This window comes from Pseudomonas sp. DR48, assembly GCF_019823085.1.
Taxonomy (GTDB): domain Bacteria; phylum Pseudomonadota; class Gammaproteobacteria; order Pseudomonadales; family Pseudomonadaceae; genus Aquipseudomonas.
In genome coordinates this window covers 3847892-3867856 of record NZ_CP081946.1, presented here as the reverse complement: position 1 = coordinate 3867856, position 19965 = coordinate 3847892, and the positions used below count along the sequence as shown (strand labels likewise).

The 19965-nt window shown below is 58.5% G+C and carries 19 protein-coding genes and 4 tRNA genes; 11 read left to right on the top strand and 12 right to left on the bottom strand.

Translation table 11 applies throughout. From position 1 onward, the window contains the following. Positions 1–12 precede the first annotated feature (12 nt). The gene (locus K5K95_RS17505) at positions 13–726 is read right to left on the bottom strand and encodes a UTRA domain-containing protein (RefSeq protein WP_090181765.1); all 714 of its coding nucleotides are present in this window, start codon (positions 724–726) and stop codon (positions 13–15) included. A gap of 349 nt (positions 727–1075) precedes the next feature. Between K5K95_RS17505 and K5K95_RS17500 the strand changes: the two genes are divergently transcribed. The 6 genes from K5K95_RS17500 to K5K95_RS17475 all read left to right on the top strand — a co-directional run bounded on the left by K5K95_RS17500 (position 1076) and on the right by K5K95_RS17475 (position 6504). Further along, complete coding sequence (locus K5K95_RS17500; RefSeq protein WP_222585346.1) at positions 1076–2140, top strand: ABC transporter substrate-binding protein; 1065 nt, start codon at positions 1076–1078, stop codon at positions 2138–2140. A 173-nt stretch (positions 2141–2313) separates the two neighbouring features. Next, positions 2314–3120 (top strand): alkaline phosphatase family protein, encoded by an 807-nt coding sequence (locus K5K95_RS17495; RefSeq protein WP_222585345.1) that lies wholly within the window; start codon positions 2314–2316, stop codon positions 3118–3120. Then, positions 3117–3962, top strand: a complete 846-nt coding sequence (locus K5K95_RS17490; protein WP_222585344.1) for an ABC transporter permease — start codon at positions 3117–3119, stop codon at positions 3960–3962. The genes K5K95_RS17495 and K5K95_RS17490 overlap by 4 nt, the downstream gene beginning before the upstream one ends. After that, the gene (locus tag K5K95_RS17485) at positions 3949–4749 is read left to right on the top strand and encodes an ABC transporter permease (protein WP_222585343.1); all 801 of its coding nucleotides are present in this window, start codon (positions 3949–3951) and stop codon (positions 4747–4749) included. Before K5K95_RS17490 ends, K5K95_RS17485 begins: the two co-directional genes overlap by 14 nt. Further along, positions 4746–5735, top strand: a complete 990-nt coding sequence (locus tag K5K95_RS17480; RefSeq protein WP_222585342.1) for an ABC transporter ATP-binding protein — start codon at positions 4746–4748, stop codon at positions 5733–5735. Before K5K95_RS17485 ends, K5K95_RS17480 begins: the two co-directional genes overlap by 4 nt. Positions 5736–5850: 115 nt before the next feature. Beyond that, positions 5851–6504 carry an HAD family hydrolase gene (locus K5K95_RS17475; RefSeq protein ID WP_045058073.1) on the top strand — a complete coding sequence of 218 codons (654 nt, stop codon included), beginning with the start codon at positions 5851–5853 and terminating at the stop codon, positions 6502–6504. Between the two features lie 111 nt (positions 6505–6615). Here the strand turns inward: K5K95_RS17475 and K5K95_RS17470 are convergent, their stop codons facing one another. Continuing rightward, positions 6616–7578, bottom strand: coding sequence for a zinc-binding dehydrogenase (locus K5K95_RS17470; protein ID WP_222585341.1), 963 nt, complete (start codon positions 7576–7578; stop codon positions 6616–6618). Positions 7579–7717: 139 nt separating this feature from the next. Between K5K95_RS17470 and K5K95_RS17465 the strand changes: the two genes are divergently transcribed. After that, positions 7718–9799, top strand: a complete 2082-nt coding sequence (locus K5K95_RS17465) for a carboxy terminal-processing peptidase (RefSeq protein WP_222585340.1) — start codon at positions 7718–7720, stop codon at positions 9797–9799. A gap of 138 nt (positions 9800–9937) precedes the next feature. Continuing rightward, positions 9938–11728: a bifunctional diguanylate cyclase/phosphodiesterase gene (locus K5K95_RS17460; protein WP_222585339.1), complete on the top strand. Its 1791-nt coding sequence runs from the start codon at positions 9938–9940 to the stop codon at positions 11726–11728. 557 nt (positions 11729–12285) lie between these two features. Here K5K95_RS17460 and K5K95_RS17455 read toward each other — a convergent pair. The 6 genes from K5K95_RS17455 to K5K95_RS17430 all read right to left on the bottom strand — a co-directional run bounded on the left by K5K95_RS17455 (position 12286) and on the right by K5K95_RS17430 (position 15248). Next, the gene (locus K5K95_RS17455; RefSeq protein ID WP_222585338.1) at positions 12286–12693 is read right to left on the bottom strand and encodes a sel1 repeat family protein; all 408 of its coding nucleotides are present in this window, start codon (positions 12691–12693) and stop codon (positions 12286–12288) included. Further along, positions 12694–13065 carry a hypothetical protein gene (locus K5K95_RS17450; protein WP_003223109.1) on the bottom strand — a complete coding sequence of 124 codons (372 nt, stop codon included), beginning with the start codon at positions 13063–13065 and terminating at the stop codon, positions 12694–12696. Continuing rightward, positions 13062–13403: a helix-turn-helix domain-containing protein gene (locus K5K95_RS17445; protein ID WP_222585337.1), complete on the bottom strand. Its 342-nt coding sequence runs from the start codon at positions 13401–13403 to the stop codon at positions 13062–13064. The genes K5K95_RS17450 and K5K95_RS17445 overlap by 4 nt, the downstream gene beginning before the upstream one ends. Before the next feature lie 114 nt (positions 13404–13517). Next, positions 13518–13973 carry a YkvA family protein gene (locus tag K5K95_RS17440; RefSeq protein WP_222585336.1) on the bottom strand — a complete coding sequence of 152 codons (456 nt, stop codon included), beginning with the start codon at positions 13971–13973 and terminating at the stop codon, positions 13518–13520. A gap of 293 nt (positions 13974–14266) precedes the next feature. After that, positions 14267–14980, bottom strand: a complete 714-nt coding sequence (locus tag K5K95_RS17435; RefSeq protein WP_222585335.1) for an FKBP-type peptidyl-prolyl cis-trans isomerase — start codon at positions 14978–14980, stop codon at positions 14267–14269. Positions 14981–14993: 13 nt separating this feature from the next. Further along, on the bottom strand, positions 14994–15248 hold the full coding sequence (locus K5K95_RS17430) for a hypothetical protein (protein ID WP_222585334.1): 255 nt from the start codon (positions 15246–15248) through the stop codon (positions 14994–14996). Between the two features lies 1 nt (position 15249). Here K5K95_RS17430 and K5K95_RS17425 point away from each other — a divergent pair, with 1 nt between their 5' ends. Together K5K95_RS17425 and K5K95_RS17420 are read left to right on the top strand one after the other, a co-directional pair. Further along, the gene (locus K5K95_RS17425) at positions 15250–17058 is read left to right on the top strand and encodes a di-heme-cytochrome C peroxidase (RefSeq protein ID WP_222585333.1); all 1809 of its coding nucleotides are present in this window, start codon (positions 15250–15252) and stop codon (positions 17056–17058) included. Further along, positions 17055–18188, top strand: a complete 1134-nt coding sequence (locus K5K95_RS17420) for a catalase family protein (protein ID WP_222585332.1) — start codon at positions 17055–17057, stop codon at positions 18186–18188. Before K5K95_RS17425 ends, K5K95_RS17420 begins: the two co-directional genes overlap by 4 nt. 86 nt (positions 18189–18274) lie before the next feature. Here the strand turns inward: K5K95_RS17420 and K5K95_RS17415 are convergent. The 4 genes from K5K95_RS17415 to K5K95_RS17400 form a co-directional block, all read right to left on the bottom strand. Further along, positions 18275–18351: transfer RNA gene (locus tag K5K95_RS17415), tRNA-Asp, on the bottom strand. 18 nt (positions 18352–18369) lie between these two features. Then, positions 18370–18445 (bottom strand) — tRNA-Val (locus K5K95_RS17410). A gap of 189 nt (positions 18446–18634) precedes the next feature. After that, a tRNA-Asp gene (locus K5K95_RS17405) sits at positions 18635–18711 on the bottom strand. Positions 18712–18729: 18 nt separating this feature from the next. After that, a tRNA-Val gene (locus tag K5K95_RS17400) sits at positions 18730–18805 on the bottom strand. 161 nt (positions 18806–18966) lie between these two features. On the opposite strand from K5K95_RS17400, the gene rdgC reads away from it, so the two are divergent. After that, complete coding sequence (gene rdgC / locus K5K95_RS17395) at positions 18967–19887, top strand: recombination-associated protein RdgC (RefSeq protein ID WP_045061665.1); 921 nt, start codon at positions 18967–18969, stop codon at positions 19885–19887. Positions 19888–19965 lie beyond the last annotated feature (78 nt).

Genomic DNA, 19965 nt, shown 5'->3' with positions numbered 1-19965 from the left:
AAACCACGCCAGTCAAACCACATCCACACCGACATGAATCGCATCATGCCGCCAAAACTCCAGGTCACAGTCGATCAACCGCTCATGCTGGTCATAATTGACCCGGGCAATCCGCAAGCCCGGACTTCCCACCGACACCCGTAAGGCCGCCGCCGCATCCACCGACAACGCCGTCGGCACGATCTCGAAACGTACTCGCCCGTAGTGCAAGTCGTAGTGCCTGGCGTACAGCTCGGTAATCGACTGATTCAAATCAAACTCCAGAATCCCCGGAAAATACTGCGGATTGAGGTAGTGCTCCACGTACAACACCAGCCGCTCATCGATACGCCGCGCCCGGCAGATCTGGATCACGCTCGACAACGCCGGCAACTGCAACCACGCACACACCGCCGCCGACGCCGGCTGCAAGCGCGCCGAAATCACCTCGGTGGACGGCACACGCCCCTGGGCGCTGACCATCGCGTGGAAGTGACTGCGCTGCATCAGGTTGTAAGCCAGGCGCGGCGGCGACACAAACCAGCCGCGGCGCTCCTCGCGATAAATCTGACCTTGGGCCTCCAGTTGCAACAATGCTTCACGCACGGTGATTCGCGTGGTACCGAACAACTCACTGAGTTTGCGCTCGGACGGCAGCTTGCTACCGGACGCCAACAGGCCGTGGTCGAGCTGTTCCTGCAAAACCTGACCGATGGCTGTCACCGCTTTGGTGGTCTCGATGCGCATCAACGTTACCTATCTGGACTAGACCAGCACTGTTTCGGGGCGGAACCGTCGCTCAAACCGGCTCCATCAACTCCCTGCAAGCCTAGGCACTGCTTGTGACTGGCAGATGACAAAGCCGCCGAACGGTTGAGTCAGACACCTGCAAAATTACAGCCAAGTCCTTTTGTATCAGCCCTTTAGCCATGGTCTACGCTTAGTCCGAAGCCTGAGTCCTACTGTTTGAAAAAAAGAGGCAGACCGATCGTCGACATCAAAATGTCATCAGCGGCGCCTAAATTGGCTCAGGTATTGCTGACCTAGACCAACACAACCGCAATCGCAGCGTTGAAAACGCCCAAAGGAGCTTCGGATGAAAAAGCTTTTCCTGGCATCACTGTTAGGCTCGACCATTGCCATGTGCACCGCCGCAATGGCCGCTGATGATTTGAAAACCCTGGAAGCCGCTGCGAAAGCGGAAGGCGCGGTCAATAGCGTCGGCATGCCCGATGACTGGGCCAACTGGAAAGGCACCTGGGAAGACCTGGCCAAGAATTACGGCCTGAAACACATCGACACCGACATGAGCTCGGCGCAGGAAATTGCCAAGTTCGCCGCTGAAAAGGACAACGCCAGTGCCGACATCGGCGACGTTGGCGCGGCTTTCGGCCCGATCGCGGTCAAACAGGGCGTGGTGCAACCTTACAAGCCAAGCACCTGGGATCAAGTTCCGGAGTGGGCCAAAGACAAGGACGGCAACTGGGCACTGGCCTACACCGGCTCCATCGCCTTCATCATCAACAAAAAGCTGCTGCACGAATCCGATGCGCCTACCAAATGGGCTGATCTGAAAACCGGTAAATACAAGGTCTCCATTGGTGACGTGAGCACCTCCGCGCAGGCGGCCAACGGTGTACTGGCAGCAGCACTGGCCAACGGTGGCGACGAGAAGAACCTGCAGCCGGCGCTGCTGTTCTTTGCAGACATTGCCAAGCAGGGCCGCCTGTCGATGACCGACCCAGTGATTGCAACCATGGAAAAGGGTGAAATCGAAGTCGGCGTGGTCTGGGACTTCAACGGCCTGAGCTACAAGGCCAAGATGGTCAACCCGGATGACTACGTGGTGGTGATCCCTTCCGATGGCTCGGTGATTTCCGGCTACACCACCATCATCAACAAATACGCGAAGAACCCGAACGCCGCCAAGCTGGCCCGCGAATTCATCTTCAGCGATGCCGGTCAGATCAACCTGGCGAAAGGCAACGCCCGTCCGATCCGCGCCGAGCACATCACACTGCCGGAAGACGTCAAGGCCAAGCTGCTGCCTAACGAGCAGTATAAAAATGTTACGCCGATCAAGGACGCGGATGCATGGGAGAAGACCTCCAAGGCTCTGCCGCAGAAGTGGAACGAAGAAGTCATCGTCAATATGCAGTAATGCGGTAGAGCAAACGCTGAAAATCTAATGTGGGAGCGGGCTTGCTCGCGAAAGCGGAGTGTCAGTCAACTTAAATGTTGTATGTGAAACCGCTTTCGCGAGCAAGCCCGCTCCCACACTGGACCGTGTGAAGTCTGAGTTTTTTGAATTCCTGTTTCGCGGAGTTTTGCCCTATGAAGCACAACGTCATCCTTGTCGTGCTCGACGGCCTCAACTACGAGGTCGCGCGCCACGCCATGGGGCACCTGCAGGCTTATGTCGGCGCAGGACGCGCGGCGCTCTACAAACTGGAGTGCGAACTGCCGGCCCTGTCCCGCCCCCTTTACGAATGCATCCTCACCGGCGTTGCGCCCATCGAGAGCGGCATCGTTCACAACAACGTCTCGCGGCTGTCCAACCAGCGCAGCATTTATCACTACGCCAGCGATGCCGGCCTGAAGACAGCCGCCGCGGCCTATCACTGGGTCAGCGAGCTGTATAACCGTTCGCCGTTCGTGGCGGCACGGGATCGCCACACCGACGACCCCGACCTGCCGATCCAGCACGGTCACTTCTACTGGACCGATCACTACCCCGATTCACACCTGTTCGCCGACGCCGAAAACCTGCGCCTGCGTCATGACCCGGCGTTTTTATTGATTCACCCCATGAACATCGACGACGCCGGGCACAAGCACGGCCTCGACACCCCGCAATACCGCAACAGCGCCCGCTCGGCCGACATCATCCTCGCCGACTACCTGCAAGGCTGGCTCGACAGCGGCTATCAGGTGCTGGTGACCGCCGACCACGGCATGAACAACGACCGCTCCCACAACGGCCTGTTGCCGGAAGAGCGCGAAGTGCCGCTGTTCGTCCTCGGCGACGCCTTCAGCTTCAACGCCGGCGCCACACCGAAACAGACTGAAATCTGCGGCACCGTCTGCGAACTGCTGGGTGCGCCCCATGACAAACCTGTGTGCAGGGAGCTGCTCAAGTGAATGCCATGACTCGCGGCAAATGGCTGGCAGCGTTATGCCTGGTGCCCTTCGTATTGTTCTTTATCGTGTTCGAGATCGCGCCCCTGGTCTGGGTGATGATCAACAGCCTGCAATCGGAAGAGTTCGGCTGGGGAATCGCCAACTTCACCAAGATCTTCAATTCGAAGTTCTATATGCAGGCGATCCAGTACAGCCTCGAGATCAGTTTCTGGTCCAGCGTATTCGGCATCATCATCTCGGTGCTGGGCGCTTATTCCCTGCGCCGGGTCGACTCCAAACTGCGCAATTTCGTGAATGCGTTCGCCAACATGACCAGCAACTTCGCCGGCGTGCCTTTGGCCTTTGCGTTCATCATTCTGCTGGGCTTCAACGGCAGCTTCACCATCATGCTCAAACAGGCCGGGATCATTCAGGATTTCAACCTGTACTCGAAAACCGGGGTGATCATTCTCTACACCTACTTCCAGATTCCATTGGGCGTATTGCTGCTCTACCCGGCCTTCGACGCCTTGCGCGAAGACTGGCGTGAGTCCGCCGAACTGCTCGGGGCCAACAGCTGGCAGTTCTGGCGGCATATCGGCTTGCCCGTGCTGACTCCGGCATTGCTTGGCACTTTCGTCATCCTGCTGGCCAACGCCCTCGGCGCCTACGCCACGGTCTACGCGCTGACCACAGGCAACTTCAACGTGATGCCAATCCGCATCGCGGCGATGGTCTCCGGCGACATTTCTCTGGACCCGAACCTGGCCAGTGCCCTGGCTGTGGTGCTGGTGGCGTTGATGACCCTGGTAACCATCGTGCATCAGCTGCTGTTGAAGAGGAGCTACCATGTCTCGCGTTGAACTGGGCCCTGCCGGTGTCTATCACCGCGTCGTGGTGTATCTGCTGTTTGCGATTCTGTTGCTGCCGCTGCTCGGGACGCTGATCTACTCGATCGCCAGCAGTTGGTCGGCGACGATTCTGCCCAGCGGCTTTACCTTCAAGTGGTACATCCAGCTGTGGAGCGATCCACGTTTTCTGCATGCGTTCGGGCAGTCATTGCTGGTGTGCGTCGGCGCGCTGATCCTGTCGGTGGTGCTGATTCTGCCGCTGCTGTTCGTGGTGCATTACCACTTTCCAAAACTCGATGCGCTGATGAACATCCTGATCCTGCTTCCCTTCGCGGTGCCGCCGGTGGTGTCGTCGGTGGGGCTGTTGCAACTCTATGGCTCCGGGCCGTTTGCGATGGTGGGTACGCCGTGGATTCTGATTGGTTGCTACTTCACCATCGCGCTGCCGTTCATGTACCGGGCGATCACCAACAACCTGCAAGCGATCAACCTGCGCGACCTGATGGACGCCGCCCAACTGCTCGGCGCCAGCACCTGGCAAGCCGCGTTCCTGGTGGTGCTGCCCAATCTGCGCAAGGGTTTGATGGTGGCGTTGCTGCTGTCGTTCTCGTTCCTGTTCGGTGAATTCGTGTTCGCCAACATCCTCGTCGGCACCCGCTACGAAACCCTGCAGGTCTACCTCAACAACATGCGTAACAGCAGCGGCCACTTCACCAGTGCGCTGGTGATTTCCTACTTCTTCTTCGTGCTGGTTCTGACCTGGGCGGCCAATATCTTGAACAAGGACAAAAGCGAATGAGCTATGTCAGCGTCCAACACCTACAGAAAAGCTACGCGGGCACCACGGTGTTCAGCGACATCAACTGCGAAATCCAGAAAGGTGAATTCGTCACCCTGCTCGGCCCGTCCGGTTGCGGCAAATCCACACTGCTGCGTTGCATCGCCGGCCTGACCTCGGTGGATGGCGGCAAGATTCTGCTGGAGGGGGTCGATCTGGTGCCGATGAGTCCGCAAAAACGCGGAATCGGCATGGTGTTCCAGAGTTATGCGCTGTTCCCCAACATGACCGTGGAACAGAACGTCGCCTTCGGTTTGCGCATGCAAAAGGTCAACGCCGACGACAGCCAGAAACGCGTGACCGAAGTGCTGAGCCTCGTGGAGCTCAACGACTTCGCCGCCCGCTATCCGCACCAACTGTCAGGCGGCCAGTGCCAACGTGTGGCCCTCGCCCGCTCGTTGGTCACGCGGCCTCGGTTGTTGTTGCTGGATGAACCGTTGTCAGCCCTGGATGCACGGATTCGCAAACACTTGAGAGAACAGATCCGTCAGATTCAGCGCGAACTGGGCCTGACCACGATCTTCGTTACACACGATCAGGAAGAAGCGCTGACCATGTCTGACCGGATTTTCCTGATGAATCAGGGAAAAATCGTACAGAGCGGCGACGCCGAAACCCTATACACCGCCCCGGTGGATGTTTTTGCCGCCGGCTTCATCGGCAACTACAACCTGCTGGACCCTGCCAGCGCTTCGAAACTGCTGCAGCGGCCGATCAACCATCGCATTGCGATCCGCCCGGAAGCCATCGAACTGAGCCTCAATGGCGAGCTTGATGCGCAAGTGCGCAGCCACAGCCTGCTGGGCAACGTGATTCGCTACCGGATTGAAGCCCGGGGCGTGGAATTGGTGGTGGACGTACTGAACCGCTCGGCGGCCGATTTGCATCCCGATGGTCAGCGCCTGGCACTTTCCATCGATCCGACGGCCCTGTGTGAAGTAGCTTGAAAGCAGCGGCAAGCTGCAAGCTGCTGGCTACAAGTTGTAAACTGCTGACCACCTTAATCACTTCTTGCGGCTTGAAACTTGCCGCTTGAAGCTGTTCTCGGAGAGAACCGCACTAATGGCCTTGGCAATTTTTGATCTGGACGAAACCCTGATCCACGGCGACTGCGCCACCCTCTGGAGCGAGCAAATGGGCCGCCTGGGCTGGGTCGACCCGGAGTCGTTCATGCGGCAGAACAACGAACTGATGGACGCCTACAGCCACGGCAAGCTGCGGATGGAGGACTACATGACCTTCAGCCTGGAGCCGATGATCGGGCGTACACCGGAAGAAGTGGACCATTTGGTCGGGCCTTGGGTGGAAGATTTCATCGAGCCGATCATCTTCAGCGACGCCACCAAGGCCATCGCCGCCCACCGTAAGGCTGGCGACCGGATTCTGGTGATTTCTGCGTCGGGTACGCACCTGGTCCGGCCAATTGCCGACCGCTTGGGCATCGACGAGATTCTCGGCATCGAGCTGGAAGTCGCGCACGGGGTTTATAGCGGCCACACCGTCGGCACCCTGACCTACCGCGAAGGCAAGATCACTCGGTTGCTGGAGTGGCTGGATGCCGAAGAGGAAAACCTCGAAGGCGCGAGCTTCTATTCCGACTCGCGCAATGATTTGCCGCTGCTGCTAAAGGTCGATTTCCCACACGTGGTGAATCCGGATCCGGTGTTGCTTGAGCACGCCGAAAAGGCCGGTTGGCCGATCCATCTCTGGAAATAACCCAAAAACCCTGTGGGAGCGAGCCTGCTCGCGATTCAAGCGACGCGGTTTAGCTGGAAAACCGCGTCATCGTTCATCGCGAGCAGGCTAGCTCCCACAGGTTTTGTATAGTCAGGTCAGGCTTGCGTCGATTATCAGCACCAACTTCCCCGCCACCTTGTTGCTCGCCAACTCCGCAAACGCCGCCTCGGCATCCTTGATCGCAAACGTCTTCGCCAACTGCGCACTCAACCGCCCTTCGGCAAACAGCGGCCAGACATGCTGACGGAGGTCACTGAACAAATCCGCCTTGAACTGATCGTCGCGACTGCGCAACGTCGAACCCAGCAGTTGCACCCGCTTGGCCAGCACCTGCGCCAGATCCAGCTTCGCCTCACGGCCGCCCATCAGGCCGATCAGCACCCAACGGCCATCCAGGGCCAGCATTTTCAGATTAAGCGCTGCGTAGTCACCGCCGACCGGGTCGAGGATCACATTGAACGGTCCCAGATCCCTCAAGCTGTCCAGATCCGTTGTCCGCACCGCCCCGCCCTGGGCACCCAATGCTTCGCAATAGGCCAAGCGTTCGGCGGAACCGACGCTGACCCAGCACGGGTTGCCAAAGGCCTTGCACAGCTGAATGGCGGCTGAACCGATTCCACTTGCTCCGGCATGCAGGAGAACTTTCTCACCCGGTTTGAGCGCAGCCAGTTGAAACAAATTCAGCCAAACGGTCGCGTACACTTCTGGCAACGCAGCGGCCTCGGCCAAGGTCATTCCGTCGGGAACCGGCAGCACATGCCGTCCGTCGACAACTACCTCTTCAGCCATCCCGCCCCCGGCCAGCAAGGCGCAGACCCGATCACCGACCTGCCAGGACGAGCCCGCACCGACCTCGCTGATCACCCCCGAACACTCAAGACCCAGCGCCTGACTGGCTCCCGGCGGTGGCGGATAAAGGCCGGCTTTCTGTAACAAATCGGCTCGATTGAGTCCCGCAGCCGCCACTCGAATCCGAACTTGTCCTACATCACATGTAGGACTGGGCTCTTCAACCCACACCACTTGATCTTCCACGCCTTGCAATGCTTTCACAGTGCCTCCATAGTGAGTCTGGACTGAGCCCGTAGCTGTAGCGCCGGGCTTTCTTGCATTATGCGACCGGCTCTCGTAGAACCGGCGACTTCAAAGACGGCCTAATATGCGTGATCAATTGTCCCCGCGTCGAATCAGCATGAAGCACTTTTTCCCAAGCACCGCCCTAGCCCTGTTCATTGGTATCGGTCTGTTGCCGATGTCGAGCAATTCGTTTGCCGCCAATAGCTGGGACAAGCTTCAGCCTGATCGTGACGAAGTAATCGCCAGTCTGAATGTCGTCGAGTTGCTCAAGCGTCACCATTACAGCAAGCCGCCGCTCGATGACGCGCGCTCCGCGATTATCTATGACAGCTACCTCAAGCTGCTGGATCCGTCGCGCAGCTACTTCATGGCCAGCGACATTGCCGAATTCGACAAGTGGAAAACCCAGTTCGACGACTTCCTCAAAAGCGGCGACCTGAACGCCGGGTTCACCATCTACAAGCGCTATCTGGACCGCGTCAAGGCACGTCTGGACTTTGCCCTTGCCGAGCTGGACAAAGGCGTCGACAAGATGGACTTCACCACCAAGGAGACCTTGCTGATCGATCGCAAGGACGCCCCTTGGCTCAAGTCCACCGCAGAACTTGACGACCTGTGGCGCAAACGCGTCAAGGACGAAGTCTTGCGGCAGAAGATCGCGGGCAAGGACTCCAAGCAGATCCAGGAGACCCTGACCAAGCGCTACAAGAATCAGTTGACGCGCCTGGACCAGACCCGCGCGGAAGACATCTTCCAGGCGTACATCAACACCTTCGCCATGTCCTACGACCCGCACACCAACTATCTGTCGCCGGATAACGCGGAAAACTTCGACATCAACATGAGCCTGTCCCTCGAGGGCATCGGTGCCGTGTTGCAGAGCGATAACGATCAAGTGAAGGTCGTGCGTCTGGTGCCTGCAGGCCCGGCGGACAAGACCAAGCAAGTCGCACCGGCTGACAAGATCATCGGCGTTGCCCAAGGCAACAAAGAGATGGTCGATGTGGTCGGCTGGCGTCTGGACGAAGTGGTCAAGCTGATCCGTGGTCCGAAAGGCACCGTGGTGCGCCTGGAAGTCATTCCGGCCAGCAATGCGCCAAACGACCAGACCAGCAAGATCGTGCCGATCACCCGCGAAGCGGTGAAGCTTGAAGACCAGGCTGTGAAGAAATCGGTCCTCAACCTGAAACAGGATGGCAAGGACTACAAGCTCGGCATCATCGAGATTCCGGCCTTCTACCTCGACTTCAAGGCGTTCCGTGCCGGCGATCCGGATTACAAGAGCACCACCCGCGACGTCAAGAAACTGCTGACCGAGTTGCAAAAAGACAAAGTCGACGGCGTGGTCATCGACCTGCGCAACAACGGCGGCGGTTCCTTGCAGGAAGCCACCGAGCTGACCAGCCTGTTCATCGACAAAGGTCCGACCGTACTGGTGCGTAACGCCGATGGCCGGGTCGATGTGCTGGAAGATGAAAACCCGGGCGCCTTCTACAAAGGCCCGATGGCGTTGCTGGTCAACCGTTTGTCCGCCTCGGCTTCGGAGATTTTTGCCGGCGCCATGCAGGACTACCACCGCGCACTGATCATCGGCGGCCAGACCTTCGGCAAAGGCACCGTGCAGACCATTCAGCCGCTGAACCATGGCGAACTGAAACTGACACTGGCCAAGTTCTACCGGGTTTCCGGCCAGAGCACCCAGCATCAGGGCGTCCTGCCGGACATCGATTACCCGTCGATCATCGACACCAAGGAAATCGGTGAAAGTGCCCTGCCGGAAGCCATGCCGTGGGACACCATCAAAGCCGCTATCAAGCCGGCGGTCGACCCGTTCAAACCGTACATCACGCAGCTCAAGTCCGAGCATGACGTGCGCACGGCCAAGGACGCGGAGTTCGTGTTCATCCGCGACAAGCTGGCCCTGGCCCAGAAGCTGATGGCCGAAAAAACCGTCAGCCTCAATGAAGCCGATCGCCGTGCTCAACACGCCGATATCGAAGCCAAGCAACTGGCGATGGAAAACATCCGTCGCAAGGCCAAGGGCGAAGAACCGCTCAAAGAGCTGAAGAAAGAAGACGAAGACGCGATCGCGGCCGAGCCGGACAAGACCAAGCCAGAAGACGATGCCTACCTGAGCGAGACCGGGCGGATTCTGCTGGATTACTTGAAACTCAACACGGCGGTCGCCAAGCACTAAAGGGCTGATGGCAATTTAATGCTGACGCTCCCCGGAGCGTCATCAAATAGTCATCATTCTGTCGTGAAATAAAGGATTGGGAGCCCTCTTTATCCAAGAGAGTGCTTCCAGTCCTTTTTTTTATCGCCAGAGAATGCCATGACCACTACCGAACAGCTGAGTGCGTTGAGTTCAATATTGGCTCAAAGCGGTTTGCACAGCCTGTTCCAGCCGATCATTTCCCTCTCTGAGCGACGCATTGTCGGCTATGAAGCCCTCACTCGTGGCCCGTCAAACAGTCCGCTGCACTCCCCCATCGCATTGTTCGCCGTAGCGCGCCAGGCCGGTCGCTTGAGCGAGCTGGAAATCGCTTGCCGGGAAAGTGCCTGTCGGCGGTTCAACGAACAACAACTGCCGGGCAAACTGTTCCTCAACGTGTCGCCCGAATCGCTGCTCGAAGTCGCTCACCAGCCCGGTCGCACCCTGCAATTGCTGCAGGATTTCGGTATACCCCCAGATCAGGTGGTGATCGAACTCACCGAACAAACCCCGACCGATGATTTTCAGTTGCTGCAAAACGCCCTGCATCACTATCGGGCCATGGGATTTTCCATCGCGCTGGATGACCTCGGCGCGGGTTACTCGAGTTTGCGCCTGTGGTCCGAGTTGCGTCCGGACTACGTGAAGATCGACCGGCACTTCATCGACGGCATCCACCATGACGCGCTCAAGCGCGAATTCGTCGGTTCGATCCTACAAATCGCCAAGGCGTCGCGGGCCAAGGTGATCGCCGAAGGCATCGAACTGCCCGAAGAACTGGCGGTGTTGACCGAGATGGGCGTGGACCTGGTCCAGGGCTATTTGTTGTGTCGCCCGCAGGAACAGCCACCTCGCGATGCACGCGCCTTGATGCCCAAGCGCGACAGCGCTGCCGTGGCGCTGAATGACGAAGGCAGCGACCTCAGCGCCTTGCTCAACGAGCAACCGGCCGTGACCCGCGATACACCGACGGCCACGGTGCTGGAAGCCTTTCGCCGCCAGGCCAACCTGAACTCGCTGGCGGTGCTCGACGAGCAAGGCCACCCCTGTGGCATCGTCCACCGGCATTCGCTGTCGGACGCGCTGCTCAAGCCCTTTGCCACCGACCTGTTCGCCCGAAAGCCGATCAGCCGCTTGATGAACGATGATTTTCTCGCCGTGGAAATGAGCCAGTCGCTGCAACAGGTCAGCCGCCTGATCACCAGTCGCGCCCGACAGCGTATCGAAGAGGATTTCATCATCACCCTCGACGGCGGTTATTTGGGATTGGGCCGGGTGATCGATGTGCTCAAGCTGATTACCGAACTGAAAATCCAGCAAGCCCGCTATGCCAACCCGCTTACCTTGCTGCCGGGTAACGTGCCCATTCAGCAGTGCCTGACCCGGCTGCTGCAACAGCAGCGCGAATCGGTGATCTGCTACGTCGACATCGACAGTTTCAAACCTTTCAATGATATCTACGGCTACGGTCGTGGCGACGAAGTCCTGCTGTGCCTGGCGCAATGCCTGAACGACCGCGTCGACCCGTCCCGCGACTTCGTCGGCCATATCGGTGGCGATGACTTCCTGCTGGTGCTTGGCCCGCAAGACTGGCGTAAACGCCTGAATCAATTGCTCGAAGACTTCCAGAGCCAGTGCCGGCGTTTCTACCGCAGCGAACACCTGGAAGCCGGCTGCTTTATCGCGCCGAACCGTCAGGGCGTGCGTCAGGAGTTTCCACTGCTGTCACTGTCAATCGGCGTGGTGCATTTGCATCCCCAGGCCTGTGGAAAACTCGATGCGAGCCAGTTGGCTGAGATGGCCTCGCAGGCCAAGCACCACGCGAAGAATGTGCCGGGGTATAGCGTGCATGTGATTGATAGTCTGGCGGTGCCAGCGCAGCACGAGGAATTGTTCATGGGGCAGCGGTGATTGGGCTGACGCTATCGCGAGCAGGCTCGCTCCCACAGTTTTCTGTGGTTGTATGAGATTATTGCGAACGACACAAATCCCTGTGGGAGCGGGCTTGCCCGCGAAGAGGCCAGACCAGACAACCAAAATCTCAGGATCTAATCAGCCAAAAGCCTTCCTACAGGCTTGGGTGGCAGCTATACGCGGGGTAGGAATACCGAGCATCGGAGACTCGACCACGCCGAAGCGTGCCCGCGCACAGCCGCCGCAATAGATGTTACGGACGCACATGGACGGCCGCAAATCAGGTTTCGACGCTTACGCGATACCGATGCTGAAAGGGTTCCTACACCCCACCACTGAGTTCTCAGTGACCATCAAAGGCTATCGGGTGAACTGACTTCGCACCAGTTCATGAAAGCCGCTACAACTCGAAGGAAATCTCCGACAGGCTTACACAGCAATAAACACGCAGGACTTTGCGGGGGATCAATCCGGAAAAAAGTCAGGAACGGACGATGTTGGCGTAGGGCAATTCTCTAATACGTCACGAACGGTCAGAAACGCAAACGATCGGGTTACTTCGCAGCATCCCGAGCCGCCAGCTCTTTCAATTTAAGCTCAGCCAACGGATGCCCCGCCTTCGCCGCTATGTTCCAAAATCTCGCCGCTTCCACCGGGTCCGGCGCCTTGCTCGGCGTTCCCGCCAAACTGATCACGCCCACTTGATACGCCGCCTTGCCATCCCCCGCCAACGCAGCCAGGCGCAGCAATCGCACGCCTTCCTCACGAGCGCCAAGGCCGACGCCGCGAAAGGTCAGGATGTGGCCATAGAAGCTTTGCGCGCCGACGTCACCCAGGTTGGCCATGCGCGCAAACTGGCCTTCGAGCCAGCTCCAGCCCCGTGGCTGTCGCACGAACCATGACCAGTGAAACAGCCGGCGGGCCAGCCAGTAAGAGGCCCGTGCCTTGAGCTTTAAAAACACTCAGGCCTCCGCTGATTCGGGGTATTCGTATTCGAAGACTCGCACCACTTCCGAGGCGTGCCACGAGGCGGCAGCAACGCCGTCTGACGGCCCGGAGAATCGCCCCAGACGCTCGACGCACTCGAAGAAACCGGTACGAGGCAGGCGACTGGCGCCTTGGCTGATCACCAGCGAGCTGCGCAGCGGCTGCTCGGCCTTGGCGTCCAGCGCTGCCAGATGCTCGAGCGCTGCGGTCAGGGTTTGCATGGCCGGCGTGGGCAATTGCAAACGTTCCAGCAAGGCTCGGTAAGTCAAAAGATGTCGCTGGCGACGCGCCTGATCCAGCTCACCCAGCAACCCGTCCCAATGTTGACGACTGATGCGTACGCTCACGATTCGTCCCTCCACCCTGGCACCGTCAATTCCCAGGCCAGGCTGCGGCGAATCGCTGCGTCGGGTTGACGCTCGCCACTTTCGATCAAGGCCAGATAAGACGGGCTGATGCCTACCGTGCGGGCCAGCGCCTCGATGGCGATGCCCTTCCCTTCGCGCAAACTGCGTAGTTGATCCAGACCAGGCAAAATCTGGTCTGGCGGTGCCGCCTGACGTGCCGGTGCGTCGGGCACCGGCTGCTCGTTAATGCCTGCTGCTTTCAGTAGAGCCTGATACTGAGCCCACGGCAAAACCGCATATTCGGGCTCGCCTTCGCGTGTGATTATCTGGATATCCATGACTTCCCCGTAGGACAACGACACTTAGCGAGTCGGCACTTTTCCCTAGAAGTGTAATCCTAACAGCGGCCAAGGTCGCGCGGGGGCATGAAATAGGGACGATGTCCCATCAAATCATGCTTTTTTCGGTCCTTGTAGCCGAAGTTGTTCGGGAGTGTCAGGGAGACGTTCGACCACCGCAAGCTTCTCCGGCTGCTGACGATTGCGCCAGGCGCGAAAGCCATTGAGTTCATCGTCGAGAACTTTCATCAGCCAGGCCAGCACGGCGATGTCATCGAGCATGCCAAATACCGGGATGAAATCCGGGATCGCATCCACCGGGCTGAGGAAGTACATCAGGCCGGCTACTACAGAGATCATCGCCTTCGGGCTGATGGCGCGGTACTCGCCGCGCCAGTACGCCAGGCAGAGCGCCTGCAACAAGCGCAGATCGTCTTTGAGCTTGCCCAGTCGGTTGCCCTGACTTGCACCTTTGCTGGCGACAGCGAACAACAGGGTCGGCAAACGGCCCCGGGCAAGCAGGCGTCCGGCGAGGGGCAGGAAACGCTCGAAATTCCAGGGTGCTTTCATCATTCCTCCGACTGAAATGTTATCCACACAAATTGTGGATAACCTTGTGAACAGAGCTATTTTTCACGGCTGAAAGCCCCGTTTCATAAGGCCTCAACTCAGATCGGGCGTTTTTTACTCACATAAAAAAACCCAAGATTTCATTGACTTGGCGCTCCAGCGCGGCTAGCGATGGCGTCTCAATGGCTATGACTGCACTGTGTGGCATCCGTTCGCTTTGTTTACCCTTGCTGAACGCCAGATGCAACAACGCCCCGCATATAGCGAGGCGTTGTTTTTGGAGCAGACGCGTATTACTTGGCAGCGTCTTCTTTTGCTGGATCTTTGATCCCCAGCAGTTCCAGGTCGAATACCAGCACCGAGTTGGCTGGAATCGCCGGGCTCGGGCTTTGGGCGCCGTAAGCCAGTTCGCTAGGGATGTACAGCTTGTACTTCTCGCCAACGTGCATCAGTTGCAGGCCTTCAACCCAACCCGGAATCACGCCGCTGACCGGCAGATCGATCGGGCTGCCACGCTCGACGGAGCTGTCGAATACGGTGCCGTTGGTCAGCTTGCCGGTGTAGTGAACGGTCACTACGTCAGTCGGCTTAGGCTGTGCGCCGTCGGCTTTCTTGACCACTTCGTATTGCAGGCCCGAAGCTGTGGTGGTGACACCGGCTTTCTTGGCGTTGTCTTCGAGGAATTTCTTGCCGGCAGCAGCCGACTCTTCGCTCATTTTGGCCATGCGCTCTTCAGCACGCTTTTGCAGCGCTGCGAAGGCTTCAACCAGTTCGTCGTCCTTCAGTTTCTGTTCTTTCTTGCCGACGGCATCTTCGATGCCTTGGGCTACAGCCTTGGAGTCGAGGTCATCCATGCCTTCCTGAGCCAGGCTCTTGCCCATGTTCAGGCCAATCCCGTAGGAAGCTTTTTGCGCCGGGGTTTTCAGCTCTACGCTGGTCTGCGAATCACAACCCGCAAGTACCAGGCTAACCAGGGCCACCGCCGCCGCCAACCGATGCTGTTTCATGCTATTTCCTTGTTCATGCGCCTAAAGGGCAATCGAGTAAAGCCGCGAGCTTATCAGGCGGCCACGACCAATGGCTACCGGCATGAGAGCAGGAAACGTCCGATAAGTTCAGGTGTTTTAACGCATTTCCCCAATGCAATGATGAAGCTTCTGTCATCTCACGCTCACCGGATGCTGCTGGATCCCCCAGCATCTGGCGTAATGGCCACTTGCCGCCACCTTGGACGCTGAGGCATAAGAGAGCCAGTAAATCGACAAGGATGTTCATCTTGCGCCTCTTATTCCGTTTGCTGGCTCTGCTTGGAGTGTTGCTGGGCCTGGGCCTGGCCGTGGTGCTGTACTTCGTCGCCAATCCGAAATTGCCGACAGAATCACCCGCCCGGCAGGTGCATTACCTGGACCAATGGAGCGACGCTGACCGTCAGGTTTTCTACTTCACACCCCAGGGTACCGAGGTCAAAGGGTTGCGTTATGACTGGTTCAGGGCCCTTGAACTGCCCTTCTCGTCACAACGATTCGCCGCTCCCGAATACCTCGCACGTTTTGGTTTTCTGATTGACCCTGAGCAGAAGGCCACGCCAGACAACCCAGGCAACTTGCCGGTGGGGTTTGCCCGGCATAAAAAACCTGGCAGCCAGGAAGAGTATCTGGACATCACCTGCGCCGCCTGCCACACCGGGGAATTGCGCTTCAACGGGCAGGCCGTGCGCATCGACGGCGGCGCGGCGCAGCATGTCTTGCCTTCCAGCGTTCCGACATTGCGCGGTGGCAGTTTCGGGCAAGCGTTGGTGGCAAGTTTGGCCTCGACGTATTACACCCCCTGGAAATTCGAACGTTTCGCACGCAACGTGCTGGGCGACGACTACGACACCCGGCGCCAACAACTGCGCAAGGACTTCAAAGCCTCGCTCGATACCTTCGTGAAGGTCGCCTGGAACGACACCCATCGTGGACTTTATCCAACCGAGGAAGGCCCTGGCCGCACCGACGCTTTTGGGCGTATTGCCAACGCCAGCTTCGGTGACGCGATTTCGCCCCGCAATTACCGTGTAGCCAACGCCCCTGTGGACTATCCGCAACTGTGGGACATGTGGACGTTTGACTGGGTGCAATGGAACGGTTCGGCGCAGCAACCGATGGCCCGCAATATCGGCGAGGCACTGGGGGTCGGGGCCACGCTGAACCTCTTCGACGCCGATGGCCAACCGCTCAAAGGAGACGATCGCTACCCCTCCAGTGTGCGGTTGCACGATTTGCACCTGATCGAACAAACCCTGCAACGGCTCAAGCCACCCGTCTGGCCGGAAGCGCTGTTGGGTGCGGTCGATAAGCCTCTGGCAGCTCAAGGGCGCGAATTGTTCAGTGAAAACTGCGCCGGCTGCCACGTACCGCGATCGGCCCAAAGTGACGGGCGCTGGGTACAGCATCTGAAAATGCTGCCGGTGGACTACATCGGCACAGATCCGGGCGCGGCCAACAACATTGCCGACCATCGCTTCGACCTCAGTGCACTGCAATGGGACCCGGCGGAACTGGCGAAACTGGATGTCCAGTTGCAGCCAACGCCCACCGAACCACTGGACTTGAGCAAGCTCTCGTCAGCCAGAGGATTTGCCTACATCACCGCTTTCGTCGGCAAGCGGGCCTACCTCGACGCGAACATCCCTCTCGCCCAGCAACCCGCCATGAACGGCTTCGGCCTGCCGATCGGCGTGCGTGAAATGCGCGCCTACAAGGCTCGGCCATTGGCCGGTATCTGGGCAACGGCGCCATTTCTGCACAACGGTTCGGTGCCAAGCCTTTATCAGTTGCTCTCGCCCCAGGATGAGCGCGCGACGACCTTCTATAAAGGCACGTTCGAGTACGACCCCAAGCACTTGGGGTATCGCACCGAGGCTTTCAGCAATGGTTTCGTGTTCGACACGCGCATCACCGGCAATCACAACAGTGGCCACGAATTCCGTGCCGGCAAGCGCGGCAATGGCGTGATTGGGCGTCTGCTGCAACCCCAGGAGCGCTGGGCGCTGCTGGAGTATTTGAAAGTGTTGGGCGGCCCGTTGGAGGCACAATTGCCATGAGCAGACTCTGGATGCGCCTTGGCGCCTTTTTCGGCAAATCCCTGTTGTGTTTGCTGGGCCTTGGATTGCTCGGCTGGGCACTGGCTACGGCGTGGTTCGCCTGGCAGCACAGAGGACCGGTCTCGGCTGAAGAGTTGATTCCAGACGGCGAAGCGGCGATGACTCAGGACATCATTCAGACCGCCGTGCGTATTGTCGATCAGCACCGTGAAAGCACTCGCTACCTGCGCGATGCGCATGCAAAGGCCCATGGCTGCGTGAAAGCCGACGTTCAGGTGCTACCGGATCTGGCGAGTGAACTGCGTCAGGGTGTGTTCAGCGAACCCGGGAAAACCTGGCAAGCGACGGTGCGGCTGTCCAACGGCAATGCCTACCCGCAATTCGACAGCATCCGCGATGCACGCGGCATGGCGATCAAGCTGATGGATGTGCCGGGCAAACAACTGCTGGACGATCAGCAGAGTCGGCATGAGCAGGACTTCGTGATGTTCAGCCATCCGAATTTCTTCGTCAGCGATGTCGCCGAATACCGGCAGAATGTGGCCGCCCAGGCAGACGGCAAGACGTTGATGGCGTTCTTCCCTGGCTGGGATCCGCGCACCTGGCAGGTTCGCCATCTGTTTATTGCCTTGGCGACACTCTCCCCCGCCCCGCAAAGCCCGACGCAGACCACATACTTTTCGGTTTCGCCCTACAAGTTCGGTGAAGCCAATGCCAAGTTCCGCGTAGCGCCAGATCCTGACAGCTGCCCGACTTACGCCCTGCCCGCTCAAAACCAGAAGCTGCCGAATTTTCTGCGCGCGGCGTTGAATCAGCAGTTGTCGACGGATCGGGTGCCGGCGTGCTTCATCTTGCAGATCCAGCGACAGGATCCACGCCGGTACATGCCGATTGAAGATACGAGTATCGAGTGGCAGGAAAACGATGCGCCATTCCAGACCGTGGCGCGGATCACGCTACCTGCACAGGATTTCGACACGCCGTCGCTGAACCTGCAATGTGACAACCAGTCGTTCAATCCGTGGTTCGGGCTGGAGGCGCATCGACCGATTGGCGGTATCAACCGCCTGCGCAAAGCGGTGTATGAAGCCGTGAGTGATTACCGCCACAGCCGTAACGCCGAACAATAAAACCCAAATCCCAGACAGCAAAAAGCCCGCATAAAGCGGGCTTTTTCCGTGGTGACCTGGCGTTCAGCGTTCCAGATTACCGAATATGGCGCAGCGGACGGGACTCGAACCCGCGACCCCCGGCGTGACAGGCCGGTATTCTAACCGACTGAACTACCGCTGCGCGTAACATTGAAAGTAGTGGTGGGTGATGACGGGATCGAACCGCCGACCCTCTGCTTGTAAGGCAGATGCTCTCCCAGCTGAGCTAATCACCCTTTACCTTCGTTGCGGGGCGCATTGTGCCACAGATTTTCATAAAGTGTTGATTTAATTAATAAATTTATTAAAAAAATCTGAAAATCAATGAAACGACACACCCTGCAGGAACAACAGGCAGAAAAAAACCCGCGTTAAGCGGGCTTTTCCGTGGTGACCTGGCGTTCAGCGTTCCAGGTTACCGAATATGGCGCAGCGGACGGGACTCGAACCCGCGACCCCCGGCGTGACAGGCCGGTATTCTAACCGACTGAACTACCGCTGCGCGTAACACTAAAGCGAATGGTGGGTGATGACGGGATCGAACCGCCGACATTCTGCTTGTAAGGCAGACGCTCTCCCAGCTGAGCTAATCACCCTTCACTTTCGGTGTGGCGCGCATTCTACGGAGCGACCACATCTGTGGCAAGCACTTTTTTAAATAATTTTCTCAGGCCTTCCAAAGGCTTAGCGAAGGGTTGGCCTATGGCTTCGCTAAGAGAATAATGCCCCCCTTTGTATATAAGGAGAGACTCACCCCATGTGGTTCAAAAACCTGCTTATCTATCGCCTGACCCAAGATCTGCCTTTTGATGCCGAGGCGTTGGAAACTGCACTGGCCACCAAACAGGCGCGTCCATGTGCAAGCCAGGAGTTGACCACCTACGGTTTCGTCGCGCCATTCGGCAAAGGCGAAGATGCTCCGCTGGTGCACGTCAGCGGCGATTTCCTGCTGATCTCCGCCCGTAAGGAAGAGCGCATCTTGCCGGGCAGCGTCGTGCGTGACGCGGTGAAGGAAAAGGTCGAAGAGATCGAGGCCGAGCAAATGCGCAAGGTCTATAAAAAGGAACGCGACCAGATCAAGGATGAAATCATCCAGGCGTTCCTGCCGCGCGCCTTTATCCGTCGCTCGTCGACCTTCGCCGCCATTGCGCCGAAACAGGGCCTGATCCTGGTCAACTCGGCCAGCCCGAAACGTGCCGAAGACCTGCTCTCCACCCTGCGCGAAGTGATCGGCACACTGCCGGTACGTCCGTTGACCGTGAAAATGTCGCCGACCGCCACCATGACGGAATGGGTCACCACCCAGAAAGCCGCGGACGACTTCTTTGTGCTGGACGAGTGCGAGCTGCGCGACACCCACGAAGACGGCGGCATCGTGCGTTGCAAGCGTCAGGACCTGACCAGCGAAGAAATCCAGCTGCACCTGAGCACCGGCAAAGTGGTCACTCAGCTGTCGCTGGCCTGGCAAGACAAGCTGTCTTTCGTCCTCGACGACAAGATGGTGGTCAAGCGCCTGAAGTTCGAGGACTTGCTGCAAGACCAGGCGGAACAGGACGGCGGCGAAGAAGCCCTCGGCCAACTGGACGCCAGCTTCACCCTGATGATGCTGACGTTCGGCGACTTCCTGCCGGCGCTGGTTGAAGCATTGGGCGGTGAAGAGACCCCGCAGGGGATCTAAACCGACGCGGTCTAAATGTGGGAGCGGGCTTGCTCGCGAAGGCGGTCTTACAGGCGACATAAATGTTGAATGTACCGG

Coding starts and splice junctions, on each gene's coding strand:
- K5K95_RS17505 (WP_090181765.1), bottom strand. CDS start 726: ATGCGCATCGAGACCACCAAAGCGGTGACAGCCATCGGTCAGGTTTTG.
- K5K95_RS17500 (WP_222585346.1), top strand. CDS start 1,076: ATGAAAAAGCTTTTCCTGGCATCACTGTTAGGCTCGACCATTGCCATG.
- K5K95_RS17495 (WP_222585345.1), top strand. CDS start 2,314: ATGAAGCACAACGTCATCCTTGTCGTGCTCGACGGCCTCAACTACGAG.
- K5K95_RS17485 (WP_222585343.1), top strand. CDS start 3,949: ATGTCTCGCGTTGAACTGGGCCCTGCCGGTGTCTATCACCGCGTCGTG.
- K5K95_RS17480 (WP_222585342.1), top strand. CDS start 4,746: ATGAGCTATGTCAGCGTCCAACACCTACAGAAAAGCTACGCGGGCACC.
- K5K95_RS17475 (WP_045058073.1), top strand. CDS start 5,851: ATGGCCTTGGCAATTTTTGATCTGGACGAAACCCTGATCCACGGCGAC.
- K5K95_RS17465 (WP_222585340.1), top strand. CDS start 7,718: ATGAAGCACTTTTTCCCAAGCACCGCCCTAGCCCTGTTCATTGGTATC.
- K5K95_RS17460 (WP_222585339.1), top strand. CDS start 9,938: ATGACCACTACCGAACAGCTGAGTGCGTTGAGTTCAATATTGGCTCAA.
- K5K95_RS17445 (WP_222585337.1), bottom strand. CDS start 13,403: ATGGATATCCAGATAATCACACGCGAAGGCGAGCCCGAATATGCGGTT.
- K5K95_RS17440 (WP_222585336.1), bottom strand. CDS start 13,973: ATGAAAGCACCCTGGAATTTCGAGCGTTTCCTGCCCCTCGCCGGACGC.
- K5K95_RS17435 (WP_222585335.1), bottom strand. CDS start 14,980: ATGAAACAGCATCGGTTGGCGGCGGCGGTGGCCCTGGTTAGCCTGGTA.
- K5K95_RS17430 (WP_222585334.1), bottom strand. CDS start 15,248: ATGAACATCCTTGTCGATTTACTGGCTCTCTTATGCCTCAGCGTCCAA.
- K5K95_RS17420 (WP_222585332.1), top strand. CDS start 17,055: ATGAGCAGACTCTGGATGCGCCTTGGCGCCTTTTTCGGCAAATCCCTG.
- rdgC (WP_045061665.1), top strand. CDS start 18,967: ATGTGGTTCAAAAACCTGCTTATCTATCGCCTGACCCAAGATCTGCCT.